Here is a 19,050-nt window from a genome sequence, read left to right as displayed (position 1 = left end):
CAAACTTACATTAAAAACAACAATTATGATTTATTTTTTAGGATGGATAGCTATACTACAGTTAATTTTTATATCTGGAATCCATTTTTATTGGGCTTTTGGTGGAATTTGGGGTATGAAGGATGTTTCACCTACTAAAACAAAGGATGAAAAAATAATATGTCCCCCTTGGATTGCAACACTTATAGTAGCTGTAGTTATGGTTGGTTTTACTGCAATATATGCCGAAAAAATGAAGCTTGTTTCTTTATTGTTTTTGCCAAACTGGTTACTAGATTATGGTATGTATATAGTGGTAAGTATTTTTATTATTAGAGCTATTGGAGAGTTTAATTATGTTGGTTTTTTTAAAAGAATTAAGAATACAAGGTTTGCTAAGAATGACACGAAGTATTTTTCTCCTTTATGTTTGTTTTTAGGGGTAGTAGGAATGCTAATTGAGATCTATAAATAAGGTAATTTCACTAACGGTTTGGCTAAGCTGCGTTTTAATACAGTTTAGGTGTTGTTGTAAGTAGTTTTTCTTTTAATTCAATTATCGTATGTAGTAAAAGCACATCTCGCCCATTATTTGGCTCTATGTAGCCGATTCCAACAAAGTAATTAGTAGCACAATTTTCACATTCAATAATTTTGCAGATTGTACCTGTTCCCCCTAATTCAATAATTGAGTTCACATTAATTTTAATTTTTTCATAATCAAATGGATTACAGTTTGAATGATCAATACTAACACTACTGTTAGTGCAACCTTGACAATTAAAATGAAAGGGAGTTACTTTATTTGAATCCTTTATGCAATATTCAGTTGTAAACCCATCAGTGTTCAGTATATGTTGTCTAGCGACTTCGAAATGTTTATCCGATTTATTAAGTGATTTGAACCCCATTTTACTTGTTCATCAAATTTAATTCAATTCTTTTCCAATAATTATTGAACTCCAATCGCCACCATGAGCCATTCTTGGCATAATTCTGATGTAAAGTTCGTCTTGTATCCATTCTCTAAATTTTCCATAAGTATCATTAGAGGTGTCAGGTTCTCCTAATCTTTTTGTTAACTCATCTACTAATCTGTCAACGTCTTCAAGATTCAAATTTTGTCCTACATGGTTGAGTGCAGATTCATTATTATTAGATTTCATTGTGTCAAATGGCGTCACAAGTTTTAATTCAATTCCATCGAGAATTGAAACTGCCCCAAAGTTTAACCAAGGTAAATTATCCGTTTCTAAAGAATAGGATTCAGCATAAGACAGAAGTTCTGAAAGAGGTGTTCCCCATTTAAGGTTCCAACTTTGGTTCTCAATCAATAGACCTTCTTTTAGGTTTGTGAATATTTTATTCTTTTCTATCATTTAATTACTTACAACTAGTTATATGTAATCAAATATATTGCATTTTGATTACCTGATTCCGGATAAAAGATTTTTTTTAGGTGATTAACATTTAACCTTAGTGAAAGGCGTTAGAAATAAGATTAAGAATCAAACTAAATTTAAAACTGCATTCCAACTTTAAAATTTAAAACTCTTCCTGTCATAAAATTAGGAATTCCGTATTGTTGTTTACTATACGCATCACGAACCCAAGTATTGGTTATAGAGTTACGGATATCAAAAATATTAAAGAGTTCGAAACCAATTGTTAACTCTTTAAAACTTCGTAGGAATCCAGTTTTGTGTTGCTTATTTGCATCAGCAAAAACATAAGATAAACCTAAATCGGCACGTTTATAATCGTTTAATCTATTTTGAAACTGATATACATTAGCATATGCTGGTGCTCCACCAGGTAACCCTGTATTGTACACAATGTTTAAATACGCTTTTAAATCAGGTAAATTAGGTACATAATCTTGAAATAATACACCAAATTTAAAACGTTGATCAGTTGGTCTTGCAATATAACCTTGGTTATTAATATTTTCTTCAGTTTTTAAATAGCCAATACTAACCCAACTATCGTTTCCTGGTACAAACTCACCATTTAAGCGAACATCTAACCCGTAAGCATAGGCACTAGTTACATTATCGGCACGATAACGAATACGAACATTATCTACAGAATATGAATTAACATCAGTTAAGTTTTTATAATATAATTCAGTGGTTAATTTAAAAGGACGCTCCCACATGGTAAAACTATAATCGTTACCAGCTACTAAATGAATAGATTTTTGAGCTTTAACTTCTGGGTTTATGTTTCCGTCAAAATCACGTAATTCTTTATAAAAAGGAGGTTGAGAATACCATCCACCAGAAATTCTAAACAGCAAGTCTTTATCCCAATCTGGTTTTATTGCAAATTGAGCTCTCGGACTAAATGTAAGTTGATTTTTAGAACTAGCTGTAGCAGTTTTTACATTCCATTGATGTGCACGCACACCAAGATTCATCCATACCTGATGATTGTTCCAGTTTGTTTTTCTACTAAATTGAACAAAACCTGATAAACGATTAATGTCGACTTCATTTTCTGCTCTAACATTTCTAAAAGGCTCAATAGGTCCTGTAAAAGGTTCGTAAGGTTGATTGTTACCTATATGATGAGGCGGACGCACAGAAAAGCCTAAAGAATCGATAACTTCCCATTCACGAATACGATCTTTAATATTTTCTGTTTGGTATTTTATACCAGCTCTCCATTCGTTGTTACCATCTTTTAAAGTTGCTCTTAATTGAATATTGCTAATTAATGCATCTAAATCATTACGAGCATGGTTTATTTGTGAACCGATTCCTTGAGAAAAGGCAACTTCTCCAAAATTTTCTGAACCAATATTACTATCTACTTCACCTAAATTATAGGATGCAGCAATATCAAAATGTTCTTCCTCTTGGGTGTTAAAAGAAGAAATAGTTCCTGTAATTTTTAAATCATCATTTACTTGATAATCGGCAGAGAATGCTCCGAAAAGTGTTTGGAACTCATCTTGCTCTTGTCCTTGATAAAAAACAATTAATTCTAACGGGTTTGCAATTGTACCAAAACGAGTTTTTCTTGTCAATGGCTTGTAGTTATAATCGTTTAAAGAAAAGTTTCCTAGAAAGTTAAGTGTTAACTTTTTATTTGCTTTATATGATAAAAATGTTTGAACATCAGTAAATTTTGGTCTGAAGTTTACTTCAGTTTGTTTACTATTTACAAATAAACTATTGTCTCGATATCTAACACCAAGTATTGCGCTTAGCTTGTTGTTTAAAAAGGTGTCTTCTATTGTAAAACTACCACCTAATAAACTAGCGTCTATTTGAATTCCGAAATCAACAGGTTTACGATAGGTGATATCTAAAACAGAAGAAAGCTTATCACCATATTTGGCTTGAAATCCTCCGGCAGAGAAATTAATATTTTGTACTAAATGTGGATTGATGAAACTCAACCCTTCTTGTTGCCCTGAACGAATTAAAAACGGACGATAGACTTCAATTCCGTTAACATACACTAAGTTTTCATCAAAATTACCACCACGAACATTGTACTGTGTACTCAGTTCGTTGTTATTACTTACCCCAGGAAGTGTCATTAAAACATTTTCAACTCCAGCATTGGCTCCAACTAAATTTTTAACTTTCTTAGTTTCAATTTTTGTTATCCCTTGTACTTCCTTTTTTTGATTTTTAAGTACAACTTCTTCTAATTCTTGCGTTTTAAAATTTAAACTAGGAGAGAAGTTAAATGTTTTTCGTCCTCGAGAAGTAAATTTCTTAACCACTGTTTTATAAGAAACATGACTAAAAGTAACAGTAACTGTTTTACGCATGGGTATGGTAAAACTATAATTACCATTAGCATCAGTAGTAGTACCTTTTGATAAGTAAGAAATAGCTACGCCTTCTATAGGAGTATTGTATTTATTGATAATTCTTCCTTTTACTGTTGCTGTTTTTTGGGCAAAAATAAGTGAAGGGAACAGTAGTAAAATAAGTAGTTTTTTCAAGGGTTTTATTATTTACTTTTTGAAAAATGTAGCAGAAATAGTTTTTGTATTTCCTACATTATCAGAGACTACAAGTTTAAAAAGATGTTTGCTACCAACCAACTTTTTATCATTAAAATCGTAAGTAAGTATTCCTTTTTTATGATTGTATTCCATTAAAACCCATTTGCCATCAATTGTAGCACGGTAATTTTTAATACCAGATTCCCGATCTTTAATTTTAACTTTTAAAGTTTTATTTTTAGAGAGCCACTGTTTGTCTTTAAAATTATATAACTGAATTGTGGGATTAACAGCATCGAATTTTAAAGTATAGTCTCCTAAAAGTTTAGTGGTAGTATATACTTTATCAATCTTTTTCTTGGTAGATGTATATCTTGGGTATTTCTTGTTAGTTACATTCGCAATGTATACTTGCTGTTTCTGTTTGTCGTTTAAAAAAGAAGTATTGAATGTTAATGTATATCTTTTGTCTAAAGGAATGGTACGATTATGAACCTTAGCTATACCGTTTTCAACCGAGAAATCAATAAAGCAATCTTCATAAAAAGTATTTTTAGGAAACGCAATAGTTACATTGTTTTTACTGAATTTAACAAAGTCTTTAGCAACTATTTTATAAGCAGTAGTGTCTTTTTCTTGAAAAATTAAATTACTTGCTACACCACGAACAGGTATTTTAATTGATGAAGTATTGTTTTTAAAATCTTTGGCAATGATTTCAATATTATAACTGTTTCCATTTTCAATGAAGATTTTACCATTATTAACTAAATCCTCATACAAACTTAATCGATTAGCATTTACTTTATGAGTTTTTTGAACTCTATTTCGATAGGTTTTGTAATGTTTGTAATCAATTAATAAGTTGATGTACTTACTTTCAGCAAACGAAAATGTTTCAACATCATGATAATATACTCTGTTGCCATTTACTTTCATTTCTAGGCTGTAGATACCGTTTTTATTTAAAGCTCCGTTTAATCGATCGAAAACACTAATTCCAAAACCAATTTCTCCGCTAGCAGTTATTTTTTCACTAACGTATTTACCATTCTCTATATTTTTAAAAGAAAGAATTGTTTTTGAAGTTGAATTGTTAATTCGCGAACCGTTATTAAGAGGATAAGCGATTAACTTTTGAATTGTTGGCGATTTATCGTCATTGGGCACTAAACCAAAATGCATTGGATTAATAATATGTTCTGTTTTGGTATCTCTAATCTCGTAATGTAAATGTGGACCTCCAGAGCCTCCTGTATCTCCAGTATATCCAATTAATTTTCCTTTTTTAACAGGGAATTTTTCAGGTTTCGGAAAAAGATTACCTGTATAATAGTTTTCTTTTTTATACTGTACGCTTTTTACATATTTCTGAATAGCTGGAACAAACTTTTTTAGATGTGCATAAACGGTAGTATATCCATTAGGGTGTTTAATGTATATTGCTTTTCCAAATCCATATTGTTGAACTTTTATACGAGACACATAGCCATCTGCAGGAGCATAAATAGGAATTCCTTGCTTTCCTTGAGTTTTAATGTCTAAACCAGAATGAAAATGATTACTTCTTAGTTCACCAAACGTACCAGATAAAATAATTGGAATTTTTAAAGGAGGCGAAAAGTAATCTTTAGGATATTGCTTTTGAGCAGTTCCATAAAAAAAAGAGAACAGTAAAATAATAGAAAAATAAAATCTCAAATCGTAACAGTTTCTAACAAAAATACTAAAATTATGTCAAAGCTTTAAAGGCTAAACATCAGTGTTTTAGTAAAAAAGTAGAAAAGAGTTGCTATTTAAAATCTATATTGATAACTTTGTGGATATAGTTTTATTCTCAAAAATAAATGAGTGACCCTTTAGAAGCAATTCATTTACTGGAAGATAAGTTAAAAACCTTACTTTCTAATTATGATTTTTTAAAAGAAGAAAATCAAGTTTTGCTTCAAAACAATGCAAAGTTGCAAGTTTTATTACAAGAGAAAGAGCAAGAGTTAAGTAAAAAACAAGAAGAGTTTAAATTACTTAAAATTGCAAAAACTATTGAAGGTAGTAGCGAAAATACAAGAGAAACAAAACTCAAAATAAATACATTAGTTCGAGAGATTGATAAGTGCATTGCTCTTTTGAATTCATAAAAAGTTCTTTACATGGCGAAAATAAAAGTTAATGTTGTAATTGCTGGTAGAACGTATCCGTTAAGTGTTAATAGCACTGAAGAAGAAGAGGGGATGCGTAAAGCAGCAAAAGATATTAACGAATTAATCGCTAAATTTGAGCAAAATTATGCGGTGGCAGACAAGCAAGATGTATTAGCAATGAGTGCTTTACAGTTTGCTTCGAAAGCAAAAATAGTATCGATAAACAATACTATAGAAAACACCGAAGTATCAAATAAAATAAATGAATTATCTAATTTATTAGATAAGCATTTATAACGTTCTTTAAAATATATTATTAATATTACTACCTACATTAGTACATTGTTTGTTAAACTCAACACTATTTATTTAGAAAGGATGAGTCTTGGTTCGTAGAGCAAGCCGTATGTATCAATTTATTTGATGCCCAGAACGGATCCTTGATAAGCCAGTTAGTCCTAAACCTGTTTTTCGGAGTTTATAAGACCCTATTAATGTAGGTTTTTTTATACAATCAAATCAAAATTATGGAAGGAATATTATTTCCTGTGCTAGCAGGAATTATAGGGATAGCAATAGGTTTTTTTATTGCTAAAATGTTAGAGAAATCTAATGCTAATAAATTAATACAAGAAACAAAAAAAGAAGCTAGAAACATTGTAAAAGAAGCAAAGGTTGAAGCGGATGCGATAAAGAAAGATAAAATATTACAAGCTAAAGAAAAGTTTATTGAACTTAAAGCTGAGCATGAAAAGGTAATTTTATCAAGAGAAAAGAAAATGTCTGATGTTGAAAAAAGAATACGCGACAAAGAAAGTCAAGTTTCTTCTGAATTAGATAGAAATAAAAAGAAAAACATTTCTTTAGAGAAAAAAGAAGCGGATTTCGATTACAAGTTAGAATTTTTAGATAAGAAAGAATCAGAATTAGAAAAATTGCACAAGCGTCACGTTGATATGCTTGAACAAATTTCTGGTTTATCTGCTGATGAAGCTAAAACTGAATTGGTAGCGAATTTAAAAGATGAAGCTAAAGCTGATGCCATGTCTTTTATTCAAGATACGGTTGAAGAAGCTAAAATGACTGCACAACAAGAAGCACGTAAAGTTGTTTTAAATACCATTCAAAGAGTAGGGGTAGAGCAGGCTGTTGAAAATTGTGTTTCAGTTTTTAATTTAGAATCTGATGATGTAAAAGGTAGAATTATTGGTCGTGAAGGTCGTAATATTCGTGCTTTAGAAGCAGCTACTGGTGTTGAGATTATTGTTGATGATACTCCAGAAGCAATTATTTTATCTTGTTTCGATCCTGTACGTCGTGAAATTGCTCGTTTATCAATGCATAAATTAGTAACAGATGGAAGAATTCACCCAGCAAGAATTGAAGAGGTTGTTAAGAAAACCGAAAAGCAAATTACCCAAGAAATTATCGAAGTTGGTAAGCGTACAGTTATTGATTTAGGGATTCACGGATTACATCCTGAATTGATTAAAACAGTTGGACGAATGAAGTACCGTTCTTCTTATGGTCAAAACTTATTACAGCACTCTAGAGAAGTTGCGAATTTATGTGGTATTATGGCTGCAGAAATGGGCTTAAATGCTAAAGCTGCTAAAAGAGCTGGTTTATTGCATGATATTGGTAAAGTGCCAGAAACTGAAAGTGAATTACCACACGCATTATTAGGTATGCAATGGGCTGAGAAATATGGAGAAAAACCAGATGTATGTAATGCAATTGGAGCTCACCACGACGAGATAGAAATGAAGAGTTTATTATCACCTATAGTTCAGGTTTGTGATGCTATTTCAGGAGCAAGACCGGGAGCACGTCGTCAGGTATTAGATTCTTACATACAACGTTTAAAAGATTTAGAAGATATTGCTTTCGGATTTACAGGTGTACAAAAAGCCTATGCTATTCAAGCAGGACGTGAATTACGTGTAATGGTTGAGAGTGCTAAGGTAAACGACACTAAGGCAGCAGAATTATCATTTAATATCTCTCAAAAGATTCAAAATGATATGACATATCCAGGACAAGTAAAAGTAACTGTGATTCGTGAAACAAGAGCAGTGAATGTAGCAAAGTAATTTGTCACTTATCAAATAAAGAAAAAACCGTATCAATTTTGATACGGTTTTTTTATTTTATCTATTTCTTCTAGACCTTCCTTTTTGTTCAGCCTTTTCTTTTTTGTGATGAAATTTCTTAGAGTAACTTTTGTTTTTACGTCTCTTTAAAATTTTACTTCGTTTACCAATTTTAGCATTAGGTTTTGCTCTGTAGTAAAAGAAGTTGTTGTCTTCTTTAAATTGACGATAGTTGTTTCTAAAATCTCTTTTGTAAAAGTATCTATCATCATAATCGAATATACCAATGTTTACATCAATATCAATTCCTCCATTACCATAATAAACATCATCTTCATAATAATAATCGTCTTCGTAATGATGACCTGGTTTTACAAAGCCTCTATATTGAGGGTTTCCCCATCGATCATATTTTACACGTAAGCTTCCAACTTTAAATAATTGCCCGAATTTATATCTAATAAATACGTTACCAATACGAGTTACGTTTCCTCTTACATCATAATTTACAAATACATTACCTACACGTCTTATACGTCCTCTAAAGTCTCGCTCAATACGTACTCCACGGTTTGTTTTTACACGTCTTCCGTAATAATCTACATATCTTGTGTTTCTACTGTGAGTATTGAAATCAAAGTCTCCATTTAAAAATACATGGAATTGTACTCCTCTTTCAACAAAGGTAACTGCATCGTCAAAACGATTTGTAACCCCAATTTTGCTAGTTGATTTGTTTATGTTATCAGCGTTTACTGTTGCTAATGACATCATTGCTAATAATAAAAGTATCCCTGTTCTCATAATTGCTAATTTTAGGGTTATGCTTACTCTATATGCTTTTCGGCTTCCGCATTTGATGTTTAATTTTCAAAGAGCGTGCCATAAAAATATTTATGATAGATTTTATAAGGTTTTAATATTAGTTGTTTACTTGTAAGGCTTTGATTTTTAACGCATTGAAAAATGTTTATTTAAAAGCTTAGTACTATGTGTAAAAAGCTCTATATTTATACGACATACTTGAAAGATTTTACAGTTACTTATGATTGATGCCATTGAAAAAAACCTTGAGAGAGGAATAAAACTCCTTAATTCAATAACAGATGAACAGTATAGTGATAAAACTGTGCCTCCATATTATTCAAGCATAGGAGCTAATATGCGTCATATTCTAGATGTTTTTACCTGTATATTTAAAGGCTTAGAAAAAAGTTGTGTAGATTTTTCTGATAGAGAGCGTAATCAGCTAGCTGAAGAAAAAACAGAATTTGGTATTTTATATTTTAATGATGTAATTTCTCAACTTCACTGTTTAAATACTGAAGATTTTGATAGAGTTATTCCTGTAACTGACGATTTAGGTTTGGGTAAGTTAACAGCAAATTATACCGTTGGTAGTGCATTAATACAGGCACATAGTCATGCAATTCACCATTTTGCAAGTATTGGTTTTATTATAAATCAATTAGGAATTGAATTACCTGATGCCGATTTTGGCTATAACCCAACTACACCGAAGAAAGTTTTAGTAGGGTAGGTTGTTTATCTATGAATATACACCCAACCTTTTTGTAGTTTAACTAAGTTATTAGGGTCGTTACCAGATTCTAAATAATAAAAATAAGTAGCTTCAGGTAGCTTATCTTCTTTGTTTATAGTAGCTCTACCATTAGAAGTACCATCCCAATTATTAAAATAATTTTCTGTCTGATATACAATATTTCCCCAGCGATTATAGATCGTTAATTTGTTATTGGTGTATTCGCTAATTTCATCAAACTGTAAGAAATCGTTTAAATTATCTCCATTAGGTGAAATAATGATGTTATCACTATTGTTATCATCAGGTATTTCATCGTTTACAATTGAACCTATAGTAATTGCTTCATATTCATCTGGCACAAAAGTTTCGGATGTAATTTCTCCTGTGTCTAAATCTCCAGTAACATTTGTGCTACTTAAATTTACCCATCTGTTTTCAGAAATACTCCACCCAACAACTGTAAGTAAGTTAATGTCATTAGAAATGGTTGAAATATCACTACGAGTATTCCATGTTAAGGTAACTCTCGTTTCGTTTTTTCCATTTAAATCCCAAAATTCTACATTACTAATGTTTTCTAACAGAATTTGTTTTTGATCGGTTAAAAAATCAGAAGAAAAAGTTGTTGGGAAGTTAGGGTCTTCATAAAAGTAAGCTCCTTTAAATAAATAATATTTTTGATGATTAGGTATAATCATCGGGCGGATTTGTGATCCGTCACCAATAGGAAAAGAAAAATTATCGTTTCTACTACCTTCTTTTGTTGATGCATATCCGTTTGTATGTCTTAGGTTGTCTTCACCTGCATACATGTCGTATTCTATAAAATCAAGAGAGATATCTGGATTATCTCTAGGTGTAATTACTAAACCATTAATAAAATCGAGTTGATTACGGACTCCTAATGAATTTTGTAATTCTAAATTATTTAAGGCATCAATTTCAACATTAAAAAAAGTAATTCTGTTATTTCCTGAAATTGTTCTTAATTCGGTATCTGCATAAAAACCAGCAAAACCAATATAGTTATCTAAAACACCATCGTTAATTACATCGGTATGAAAACCAATTTTAGCTCCATCGTGTAATTGTACCACACCAGAATTATAAAATGCATTTTGCGACACACTAGCAACTGTTATACTAATGAAAAATAAAAATGATATGTATCGTTTAAATAGCATCATTTTTTAACTCTATAAGTTATACGGCGGTTGGTGATTACTTTTTTATTACAAGAAGTAACTTCTATAGTAACTGAGTTGGTATTTGTAATTCCAGAATTATTGGTTATTGTAACTTCATAGATATAAGATCCAAGTAATAAAGGGGTGTCTGTAGGGTTCTCTGTAGCTGTTATAGCGTAGTTAGCTCCTGAAGGAGGGATTACATTCCAGCTATAATTAATAGGAGTGTCATCTAATTCACTTCCTCCTGGGTTAGCAAATAGATTTAGTGTTTGGTTTATACAAGCTGGTGCTGTAAAACTTGGAGAAACATTTAAATTACCACCTGCATTATTTACTTGATCAAAAGTTAATAATGAACCTGCTCCTTGACAACTACTATACTTTGAAGTACCTATTTCTAAAGCTCTCGAATTACTACAGGGTGTAGTGTTAGCATGTAAACCATGGGTGTCATGTAAAGCAACGCCGCCAACTCCTTCATCTGGGTGAACAGGTTCTACAACAATGTTTGTATTAGCAGGAAACTTTAAAGACTTATTTACACTTGCTTGCCAAGTAACAAAACCATCGTAAGCTATAGTAAAGCTAGTAGTATTTAAACCAGCAGTGTTTGTTATAGTTAATGTTTCAATACTAGCCAAACCTGAGCCATTTCTATCACCTATGGTAACAGAATTAATTGTTCCACTTGTTGATAAGTCAACTCCTAATGAAATACTATGACTATTTCTAATAACAACATCGTTAGCTGTAGTTGCTATTTGTCCAGGGTAAGTTGTAGCAGGATTAACCCAAATAGTTCCATTATAATACTCCCAGCTATTAGGATCATTCCAATTACCATTTTGTCTTGATCTAAAATCTCCAGTGGTTTGTGCAGAAATTAATGTATAACTAAATACTAAAAAGAAAAAAATATATGTTTTTAAAAACTTCATAAGCTTTCTTTTAAGTATTATTTTACAACAAATACTACATTTATAATTGTATTGTCGTCTGTAGGTGTAGATATAATATCATAACTCATATTTCCGTCAGCATCAATAGAAACATTTTCAATTACAGATGGATCATAATAAGTAACATAATAATATAATTCATTCCTTTCATAGTATGGTACTATATTTGGAGATCCAGTACTTTGGGCAGATTTTCCAGGTGTTGGTAAAAGGTTTGCCTCTAATCTAAATTGTCTATAATAATCATTATACAGGTCAATAGATTCATCACCTGAACTTGGTATTGTTGGGTCAGCGGAAATAGAAGAAGCGTCAATAGCTATAGATGGTGGGTAAAATACCCTAGCAGCTTTTGTAGGTGCTATCATATTCCAATTTACTCCATCATAAACATAGTACACTTTTTCTCCATTAGCAGGAGTGTATATGTAAGTGTCGTTTTCAATAGGTGAGTAGGTGGCATCTACATTTGCTATATAATCAGCAGGTGTACTTTCAGTAATTGAGGTATTTACTGTATTACTTTTAACAGTTTGTATAGTTCCTTTGTTATCAATAACCCTAACTTCTTGTGCATTGGTACTTGTGTTTAACAGTACCAATGCAAAAGTTAGTATAAGTAATTTTATATGTTTAATGTTTTTAGGCATTAATGTTATTTAACATATTGTACTTCAATAATATCGCCAGAAAATAAACTCCAATCACTTGGGGCTGTAGCATTCTCAGCTAAAACAACCGTAGATCCAACAATTGTATAATCTAAATTAGCAATTAACTTTGCTCCATTTCTATATACCCAAACTTTACTGTAATCAGGTAATGGAAGCTGTGCTCCAGCTAAAGCAGGAGTTCCTGCAGTAACATCAAATGTTAGTTCTGCTGCGGTTGCACCAGCAACTGCATCAGCTACTGCGGCAGTGAAATATGTTTGACCACTAACCACTAAGTCTGAAGCTAATAATTTTTTTATTTCACCAGTACCTTCATCTCTTACTAATAATGTCCATCCAGTATTACCTTGCCCACTAGCAGTAGTTGTAGTTGTAGCAGCAATCCCATTTACAGCATCCGTACCATCAATCTGAACAACATTGTTAAAAGAAAAAACGTTACCATTAAAGTCTATATCTGTATCACTAACTATTTGACCTCCCAATTGCCAGGTTGTTGTAATACCTCCATCAGGTGCAGTATTAGTCATCTGAGTTAATCCATTTTGAACTTGTAGATATTTCATTGTTCCTTTGTTATCTATAACTCTAACTGACCCTCCTTGTACAGTTGCTCCTGATGTTGGAGCAACTATAGCACTTGCTCCTGGAGTAGCTGCTGTAGCTGTAGTTGAAGAACCTAATACAGTAGGTGCTTGTTTGGTTATGTCTGTTCCAGTTGTTTGTGCATTAACTGTACCAACGGCAAGTAAACCAACGGCGACTAATGCGATTTTAAATTTGTTTGTAATTGTTTTCATAATTAAATAATTGTTTTCGGTTTATAATTAGGGGTTTTTATTATTAATAAAATTGAACTATTCTTATTTGGTCACCTGCGTAGCAAATTGCTTCAGGCTCTATTTCTATAGTAGTGTTGTTTACTATAGTAAAATCTATACGTACTCCGTTTCTATATACATTTACTTTATCGGTAGATTGTAAGGTAAATCCGTTGTTGAAAATTAACTGACCGTCTATTGCTGTCAGTTCAGTAACTTCTTCAGTTAATAAATTAGCAGCGCTTACTTTTCTTAATTGTCCAGTAGTTCTGTTAACAGTTACAATGTCATCTTGAGTAGTATCTCCATCTTCTAAGCCAGTTATAGCTAACGTGCTGGTTGCGTCAGTTTGTATGGTAGTAGGATTAATTAATACTCCACCAAGTTGAATGGTGTTAGTAGCATCAATTAATAATCCATTATTGGCACTTACTGTAGTGTTAGAGTTTATCCAAGTTGTACCGTCGTAAGCGTAAATATTTCCATTAGCACTATCTACATATACATCACCTGCTGTTGGGTTAGGGGCTAAAGTAGCATTCGGAGCTCCATTTCCTCTTCTAGGATTATTATCTATAGATATCCAATTAAGACCATCCCAAATACTTGTGGCATTGTTTAGAGAGTCGTTAATCCAAAAATCTCCTAAGTTATTGCTAGTTGGTGCTGTTGCAGCTGTGGTTACATTTATCCCTGCGCCAGTATTGCATAAACTTCTCCATGCAGTTCCATCGTACATAAAAACACAGTTTTGATCAGTGTTGAAAACTAAGGCACCACGTAAAGGTGTTACCGAATTCATTTGCGTATTTGTCATACGACTAATCACTAAAGCTTTATCGATGCTTTCGAGTTCTAAAATTGAATTTGGATGTATTACAGCAGGATTATCCCCAATCTTTACCTGAGCGTAAAGAGAAATGTTAAGTAAAATAAGAAGTAAAAACGAGAGGTTAGTCTTCATACATGTTTGGGGGTTAACATTACAATAATAGTATTTTTTATTGTATTCAGCAAAAGTAAATTACAAATGGGTGATTATCCTATATTTTAGTTTAACTTAATGTTATCTATTTTGTAGTATATAAACTGAGTACATTAGCCTCTTGTTAATTTAGAAATGTATTTAGTGTAATTTCTTAAATTATTGACGTCTTTTAGTAAACCAAAAGTTGTTCTGTAAGGTATTTGTTTTTCGTCATGGTTAAATCTTGCTATTTTGTTTAATTGTTTCCAATGTTTTCTGATTTCTTTTAAAGCTTTAAAATAATTAGTGCATTCTGCATCGTAAATATGGGTAGGTTCTGCAAGAATTCCGTTCAATTCCAGTATTTTAAAACTTCCATTTAAAATATCATCAAAAGAGTCGTATTTAATATCCAATCTACCATAATACCAATCGTTTACTTGATTGTTTAGATTGTCTATAGAGTTTTCTAATTCTTTAGATATTAGATGATTTCCATTAATAAAACGCGTTCCTTTAGAATGATTTCCAATAGCAGAAAGTTTAAATTTTTCTCCTTTTGTAATGATTTTTTGTAAATCTAACGAAGCATCTTCTTTAATTAGATTCAAGTAGATTTTTACTCTTTTATCATTATTTATTAATTGCTCTAGTGTAGATTTCCCATCTCCAATAACGTGCAAAAACTCTTTTAAGGTAATTGACGTAATTTTGCCTTTTTCTTCATTTGGCAAGCGGTGGTAAAAAATACCACACTCATTCTCTTCAGTTAAAAACTCTTGAACAATAATATCGATTGGATATTTGTTTAAATAATTGACTAAATCATTTTTGTTTTCTATTTTTTTAACTAATAGCCCACGAAAACCAATATCTGGTTTTGCGATTAAAGGGTACGATATTTTTTTTTGTTCAATATTTAATAAAGTCGCTTCTATGCTTGAGTTAGCTTTATGAAATACTGTTTTAGGTAAATATTTTTCAGGAAATAATTGAAGTGTTTTATATTTAGACTCTGTTCCAATTCCTGAGTTTTCAATACTTGGGTTTGCAGCCGTATAAAAAACTAAACTTCTAGCTTTTACCGCATGATAAAAAGCAAAAGGGATGTTTGGAAGATAGAACATGTACGATGGCCAATGTTCCCAGTTTATAAGTTTTTCTATGGTGTTATTCGACTTCAATTTATTTTTGAAATAAGTTATCTAAAAAAGTTTTGATTGTTTTAAATCCGAAATAAACGGTAAATAAAATTAAAAAAATACCTAAGCCTAATAAAAAGTAGGCAATGAAGTTTTTTGGGCTCTCTGTAAAAACTCGTAGCGCTTTAAATCCAAAACTTAATACAATAGGAGAGAGGATTAATAATCCTAATAAAATAACGAATCGTTTTACTACTCTATCTGATGTGATTGGTTTACTCATGTTTAAAGTTTTTAATAACTGCGCGAACACTGCCATGCTTTTTTAGTAATTCACTAGCCTTTTTTTGGTCGATATTTAATTCTGATACTAACATTTTTTCACCTCTGTCTACCAATTTATTGTTAGATAGTTGCATATCAACCATTTTATTTCCTTTTACCTTTCCTAATTGAATCATCGTAGCAGTAGTTAGCATATTTAAAACAAGCTTTTGAGCCGTTCCTGCTTTCATTCTTGAACTTCCGGTTACAAACTCAGGCCCTACAATAACTTCAATAGGGAATTGTGCTGTTAGTGCTAACGGACTTCCTTGATTACAAGTAATGCATCCTGTAATAATTCCATTTTTATTGCATTTTTCTAAAGCTGAAATTACGTATGGTGTTGTGCCAGAAGCAGCAATACCAACTACCACATCTTTGTTAGAAATTTTATGTTCTTGCAAATCTGTCCAACCTTGTTCTTTAGAATCTTCTGCAAATTCAACAGCTTTTCTAATAGCAATATCGCCTCCAGCAATAAGTCCGACAACTAATTCGTGAGGAACACCAAAAGTAGGAGGGCACTCACTAGCATCAACAATACCTAATCGTCCGCTTGTACCTGCTCCTATATAAAAAAGTCTTCCGCCTTCTTTTAATTTTAAAACGATTTGTTCTGTTAATCGTTCTATTTGCGGCAAAGACTTCTCTACAGCTAATGGTACAGTTTTATCTTCGTTATTTATGTTAGTTAATAATTCAGAAACACTCATTTGTTCTAAATTATTATAGTTTGAATCTTGTTCTGTTGTTTTGGTAAAGTTCATAAATCAAATTTACTAATAATTCAGCTTTTGAAAATTATAAAGTGACAATATTAAAATTTAAGTGTCTTAAAAACTATAGCGATTGATTTAATAGCTGAAAATTATAGAGGACAACATATTGTTGCTACTGTTTATTAATTTGTTTGGTTATTTATTATTAGCAACAAAAAAGCAGGTGAGTTTTCTCACCTGCTTTTGAATTTATATTTACGTACTATTAAATACTTTCTAAGATAGCATTTAAAGTAGTGCTTGGCTTCATAATAGGATCAGCTAAACTATCAGTAGGTTCATAATATCCACCAATATTTACAGCTTGCCCTTGAACTGAATTTAATTCATTTACAATAGTATCTGTATTAGCAGCCATTTTTTCTGCAATAGGAGCGAACTGAGCTTTTAATTCAGTATTTGAATCTTGTGAAGCTAATGCTTCTGCCCAATACATTGCTAAATAAAAATGAGAACCTCTATTATCTAATTCACCAGTTCTTCTTGACGGACCTTTTTTATTGTCTAATAATTTATCAGTAGCATCGTCTAAAGCTTCTGCTAAAACTTTCGCTTTATCATTATTGTTAGTTTCTCCTAAGTGCTCTAAAGAAACCGCTAAAGCTAAAAATTCTCCTAAAGAATCCCAACGTAAGTGATTTTCTTCAACTAATTGCTGAACGTGCTTAGGAGCTGAACCTCCTGCACCAGTTTCAAATAAACCACCTCCGTTCATTAAAGGAACGATAGATAACATTTTTGCTGATGTACCTAATTCTAAAATTGGGAATAAATCAGTTAAATAATCACGTAAAACGTTTCCTGTAACAGAGATTGTATCTTTTCCTTCCTTAACTCTTTCTAAAGTATATTTAGTAGCTTCTTCTTGAGATAAAATTTTAATTTCTAAACCATTTGTATCATGGTTCTGTAAATATTTTTCTACTTTCTTGATGATTTCAGCATCGTGCGCTCTATTTTTTCCTAACCAGAAAACAGCAGGAGTTTTAGAAGCTCTAGCACGAGTAACGGCTAACTTCACCCAGTCTTGAATAGGAGCATCTTTTGTTTGACACATTCTCCAAATATCTCCTTCTTCTACAGTATGCTCTAATAAAATAGTTCCGTTTGCATCAATCACTTGAACTTTACCGTTAGCAGCAATTTCAAAAGTTTTGTCGTGTGAACCATATTCTTCAGCTTTTTGAGCCATTAAACCAACATTAGGAACAGTTCCCATTGTTGTTGGATCGAAAGCACCATTCTTTTTACAGAAATCGATAGTTTCTTGATATAACCCAGCATACGAACTATCTGGAATTACAGCTTTTGTGTCTTGCTGCTTTCCTTCTTTATTCCACATTTGACCTGAAGTACGAATCATTGCTGGCATAGAAGCATCAATAATTACATCGGAAGGAACGTGTAAATTGGTAATTCCTTTGTCTGAATTTACCATAGCTACATCAGGATTGTTAGCATAAATAGCTTCGATATCAGTTAAAATTTCTGCTTTTTTATCTGCTGATAATTCTTCTAGGTTGCTTAATAAGTTTCCGAATCCGTTATTCACATCAACTCCAATTTCTTCGAAAGTTTGAGCGTGTTTTACGAATAAGTCTTTAAAGAAAACACGTACAGCATGACCAAAAATGATAGGGTCAGAAACCTTCATCATTGTTGCTTTCATGTGTAAAGAAAATAATAATCCTTTTTCTTTGGTATCTGCTACTTGTTTTGCTAAAAAGGCTAATAAAGCTTTTTTATTCATAACTGAAGCATCAATAACTTCTCCGTCTAATAAAGAAACTTTTTCTTTTAAAGTAGTTGTGTTTCCGTTAGTATCAGTATGAACAATTTTTACGTCTGTAGCATTGTTTACCGTAACAGACTTTTCTGTGTGCGCAAAATCTCCATCTGCCATTGTAGCTACGTGAGTTTTAGAGTCAGCACTCCAAGCTCCCATAGAATGAGGATTCTTTTTTGCATAGTTTTTTACAGCTTTTGGAGCTCTACGATCAGAGTTACCTTCACGTAAAACAGGATTTACTGCAGATCCTTTTACTTTGTTGTAACGAGCTAAAATTGCTTTTTCTTCATCTGTGCTAGCTTCTTCCGGGAAATCAGGTAAAGCATACCCTAAAGCTTGTAATTCTTTAATAGCAGCTTTTAATTGTGGTACAGAAGCAGAGATATTAGGTAACTTGATAATGTTAGCTTCAGGTTTCTTAGCCAATTCACCTAAAAAAGCCAATGCATCTTCCACTTGTTGTTCTTTCGTTAAGTAATCTGAAAAGTTAGCAAGAATTCTACCAGCTAAAGAAATATCTTTAGTTTCAATTTCTATGTTTGAAGATTTTGTAAAAGCTTTTACTATTGGTAAAAACGAACGTGTAGCTAATGCTGGAGCTTCATCCGTTTTTGTGTACATTATTTTAGCAGTTTTGCTCATATATTTGTTGTTTTAAGGTGGCATTATTAATTAATGC

At 31.8% G+C, this 19,050-nt stretch carries 19 protein-coding genes and 1 other RNA gene; 6 read left to right on the top strand and 14 right to left on the bottom strand.

What is annotated here, in order from left to right; translation table 11 throughout:
* Nucleotides 1–25 precede the first annotated feature (25 nt).
* A complete protein-coding gene (locus H3Z83_RS02100; RefSeq protein ID WP_182123824.1) occupies nucleotides 26–454 on the top strand; it encodes a DUF3995 domain-containing protein in 429 nt (142 codons plus the stop codon).
* 34 nt (nucleotides 455–488) lie between these two features.
* Here H3Z83_RS02100 and H3Z83_RS02095 read toward each other — a convergent pair whose 3' ends face one another.
* The 4 genes from H3Z83_RS02095 to H3Z83_RS02080 all read right to left on the bottom strand — a co-directional run bounded on the left by H3Z83_RS02095 (nucleotide 489) and on the right by H3Z83_RS02080 (nucleotide 5,647).
* Nucleotides 489–890 (bottom strand): hypothetical protein, encoded by a 402-nt coding sequence (locus H3Z83_RS02095; RefSeq protein ID WP_182123823.1) that lies wholly within the window; start codon nucleotides 888–890, stop codon nucleotides 489–491.
* 18 nt (nucleotides 891–908) lie between these two features.
* A complete protein-coding gene (locus tag H3Z83_RS02090; RefSeq protein WP_182123822.1) occupies nucleotides 909–1,313 on the bottom strand; it encodes a hypothetical protein in 405 nt (134 codons plus the stop codon).
* A gap of 185 nt (nucleotides 1,314–1,498) precedes the next feature.
* Nucleotides 1,499–3,943 (bottom strand): TonB-dependent receptor, encoded by a 2,445-nt coding sequence (locus H3Z83_RS02085; protein ID WP_182123821.1) that lies wholly within the window; start codon nucleotides 3,941–3,943, stop codon nucleotides 1,499–1,501.
* A gap of 12 nt (nucleotides 3,944–3,955) precedes the next feature.
* Nucleotides 3,956–5,647 (bottom strand): M23 family metallopeptidase, encoded by a 1,692-nt coding sequence (locus tag H3Z83_RS02080; RefSeq protein WP_182123820.1) that lies wholly within the window; start codon nucleotides 5,645–5,647, stop codon nucleotides 3,956–3,958.
* Nucleotides 5,648–5,793: 146 nt separating this feature from the next.
* Between H3Z83_RS02080 and H3Z83_RS02075 the strand changes: the two genes are divergently transcribed.
* From H3Z83_RS02075 to rny, 4 genes are all read left to right on the top strand, one after another.
* Nucleotides 5,794–6,084: a hypothetical protein gene (locus tag H3Z83_RS02075; protein ID WP_182123819.1), complete on the top strand. Its 291-nt coding sequence runs from the start codon at nucleotides 5,794–5,796 to the stop codon at nucleotides 6,082–6,084.
* A gap of 12 nt (nucleotides 6,085–6,096) precedes the next feature.
* The gene (locus H3Z83_RS02070; RefSeq protein ID WP_182123818.1) at nucleotides 6,097–6,384 is read left to right on the top strand and encodes a cell division protein ZapA; all 288 of its coding nucleotides are present in this window, start codon (nucleotides 6,097–6,099) and stop codon (nucleotides 6,382–6,384) included.
* Between the two features lie 56 nt (nucleotides 6,385–6,440).
* A non-coding RNA gene (gene ssrS / locus H3Z83_RS02065) (6S RNA) lies at nucleotides 6,441–6,567 on the top strand.
* Nucleotides 6,568–6,614: 47 nt separating this feature from the next.
* The gene (rny, locus tag H3Z83_RS02060; RefSeq protein WP_182123817.1) at nucleotides 6,615–8,180 is read left to right on the top strand and encodes a ribonuclease Y; all 1,566 of its coding nucleotides are present in this window, start codon (nucleotides 6,615–6,617) and stop codon (nucleotides 8,178–8,180) included.
* Between the two features lie 57 nt (nucleotides 8,181–8,237).
* Here rny and H3Z83_RS02055 read toward each other — a convergent pair whose 3' ends face one another.
* Nucleotides 8,238–8,984 (bottom strand): hypothetical protein, encoded by a 747-nt coding sequence (locus H3Z83_RS02055; protein ID WP_182123816.1) that lies wholly within the window; start codon nucleotides 8,982–8,984, stop codon nucleotides 8,238–8,240.
* Between the two features lie 241 nt (nucleotides 8,985–9,225).
* Between H3Z83_RS02055 and H3Z83_RS02050 the strand changes: the two genes are divergently transcribed.
* Nucleotides 9,226–9,720, top strand: coding sequence for a DinB family protein (locus H3Z83_RS02050; RefSeq protein WP_182123815.1), 495 nt, complete (start codon nucleotides 9,226–9,228; stop codon nucleotides 9,718–9,720).
* A gap of 5 nt (nucleotides 9,721–9,725) precedes the next feature.
* Here the strand turns inward: H3Z83_RS02050 and H3Z83_RS02045 are convergent, their stop codons facing one another.
* The 9 genes from H3Z83_RS02045 to H3Z83_RS02005 form a co-directional block, all read right to left on the bottom strand.
* The gene (locus H3Z83_RS02045; protein ID WP_182123814.1) at nucleotides 9,726–10,913 is read right to left on the bottom strand and encodes a gliding motility-associated C-terminal domain-containing protein; all 1,188 of its coding nucleotides are present in this window, start codon (nucleotides 10,911–10,913) and stop codon (nucleotides 9,726–9,728) included.
* Complete coding sequence (locus H3Z83_RS02040) at nucleotides 10,910–11,854, bottom strand: hypothetical protein (RefSeq protein ID WP_182123813.1); 945 nt, start codon at nucleotides 11,852–11,854, stop codon at nucleotides 10,910–10,912. Before H3Z83_RS02040 ends, H3Z83_RS02045 begins: the two co-directional genes overlap by 4 nt.
* Nucleotides 11,855–11,871: 17 nt before the next feature.
* Nucleotides 11,872–12,525: a hypothetical protein gene (locus H3Z83_RS02035; protein WP_182123812.1), complete on the bottom strand. Its 654-nt coding sequence runs from the start codon at nucleotides 12,523–12,525 to the stop codon at nucleotides 11,872–11,874.
* A gap of 5 nt (nucleotides 12,526–12,530) precedes the next feature.
* A complete protein-coding gene (locus H3Z83_RS02030) occupies nucleotides 12,531–13,349 on the bottom strand; it encodes a hypothetical protein (protein WP_182123811.1) in 819 nt (272 codons plus the stop codon).
* A gap of 43 nt (nucleotides 13,350–13,392) precedes the next feature.
* Nucleotides 13,393–14,334 (bottom strand): hypothetical protein, encoded by a 942-nt coding sequence (locus H3Z83_RS02025; protein WP_182123810.1) that lies wholly within the window; start codon nucleotides 14,332–14,334, stop codon nucleotides 13,393–13,395.
* A 134-nt stretch (nucleotides 14,335–14,468) separates the two neighbouring features.
* On the bottom strand, nucleotides 14,469–15,521 hold the full coding sequence (locus H3Z83_RS02020) for an ATP-grasp domain-containing protein (protein ID WP_182123809.1): 1,053 nt from the start codon (nucleotides 15,519–15,521) through the stop codon (nucleotides 14,469–14,471).
* A gap of 1 nt (nucleotide 15,522) precedes the next feature.
* Nucleotides 15,523–15,762, bottom strand: coding sequence for a DUF6095 family protein (locus tag H3Z83_RS02015; protein ID WP_182123808.1), 240 nt, complete (start codon nucleotides 15,760–15,762; stop codon nucleotides 15,523–15,525).
* Nucleotides 15,755–16,570 carry an N-acetylmuramic acid 6-phosphate etherase gene (gene murQ, locus H3Z83_RS02010; RefSeq protein WP_182123807.1) on the bottom strand — a complete coding sequence of 272 codons (816 nt, stop codon included), beginning with the start codon at nucleotides 16,568–16,570 and terminating at the stop codon, nucleotides 15,755–15,757. The genes H3Z83_RS02015 and murQ overlap by 8 nt, the downstream gene beginning before the upstream one ends.
* Before the next feature lie 217 nt (nucleotides 16,571–16,787).
* Entirely contained in the window at nucleotides 16,788–19,013 is a 2,226-nt protein-coding gene (locus H3Z83_RS02005; protein WP_182123806.1) for an NADP-dependent isocitrate dehydrogenase, read from the bottom strand.
* Nucleotides 19,014–19,050: the final 37 nt, after the last annotated feature.

It is taken from the genome of Tenacibaculum pelagium, from assembly GCF_014062345.1.
GTDB lineage: Bacteria > Bacteroidota > Bacteroidia > Flavobacteriales > Flavobacteriaceae > Polaribacter > Polaribacter pelagius.
The sequence above is the reverse complement of the archived record's forward strand: the minus strand, read 5'-3'. Positions and strand labels throughout refer to the sequence as shown.

Coding starts and splice junctions, on each gene's coding strand:
- H3Z83_RS02100 (WP_182123824.1), top strand. CDS start 26: ATGATTTATTTTTTAGGATGGATAGCTATACTACAGTTAATTTTTATA.
- H3Z83_RS02095 (WP_182123823.1), bottom strand. CDS start 890: ATGGGGTTCAAATCACTTAATAAATCGGATAAACATTTCGAAGTCGCT.
- H3Z83_RS02075 (WP_182123819.1), top strand. CDS start 5,794: ATGAGTGACCCTTTAGAAGCAATTCATTTACTGGAAGATAAGTTAAAA.
- H3Z83_RS02070 (WP_182123818.1), top strand. CDS start 6,097: ATGGCGAAAATAAAAGTTAATGTTGTAATTGCTGGTAGAACGTATCCG.
- rny (WP_182123817.1), top strand. CDS start 6,615: ATGGAAGGAATATTATTTCCTGTGCTAGCAGGAATTATAGGGATAGCA.
- H3Z83_RS02055 (WP_182123816.1), bottom strand. CDS start 8,984: ATGAGAACAGGGATACTTTTATTATTAGCAATGATGTCATTAGCAACA.
- H3Z83_RS02050 (WP_182123815.1), top strand. CDS start 9,226: ATGATTGATGCCATTGAAAAAAACCTTGAGAGAGGAATAAAACTCCTT.
- H3Z83_RS02045 (WP_182123814.1), bottom strand. CDS start 10,913: ATGATGCTATTTAAACGATACATATCATTTTTATTTTTCATTAGTATA.
- H3Z83_RS02040 (WP_182123813.1), bottom strand. CDS start 11,854: ATGAAGTTTTTAAAAACATATATTTTTTTCTTTTTAGTATTTAGTTAT.
- H3Z83_RS02035 (WP_182123812.1), bottom strand. CDS start 12,525: ATGCCTAAAAACATTAAACATATAAAATTACTTATACTAACTTTTGCA.
- H3Z83_RS02030 (WP_182123811.1), bottom strand. CDS start 13,349: ATGAAAACAATTACAAACAAATTTAAAATCGCATTAGTCGCCGTTGGT.
- H3Z83_RS02025 (WP_182123810.1), bottom strand. CDS start 14,334: ATGAAGACTAACCTCTCGTTTTTACTTCTTATTTTACTTAACATTTCT.
- H3Z83_RS02015 (WP_182123808.1), bottom strand. CDS start 15,762: ATGAGTAAACCAATCACATCAGATAGAGTAGTAAAACGATTCGTTATT.
- murQ (WP_182123807.1), bottom strand. CDS start 16,570: ATGAACTTTACCAAAACAACAGAACAAGATTCAAACTATAATAATTTA.
- H3Z83_RS02005 (WP_182123806.1), bottom strand. CDS start 19,013: ATGAGCAAAACTGCTAAAATAATGTACACAAAAACGGATGAAGCTCCA.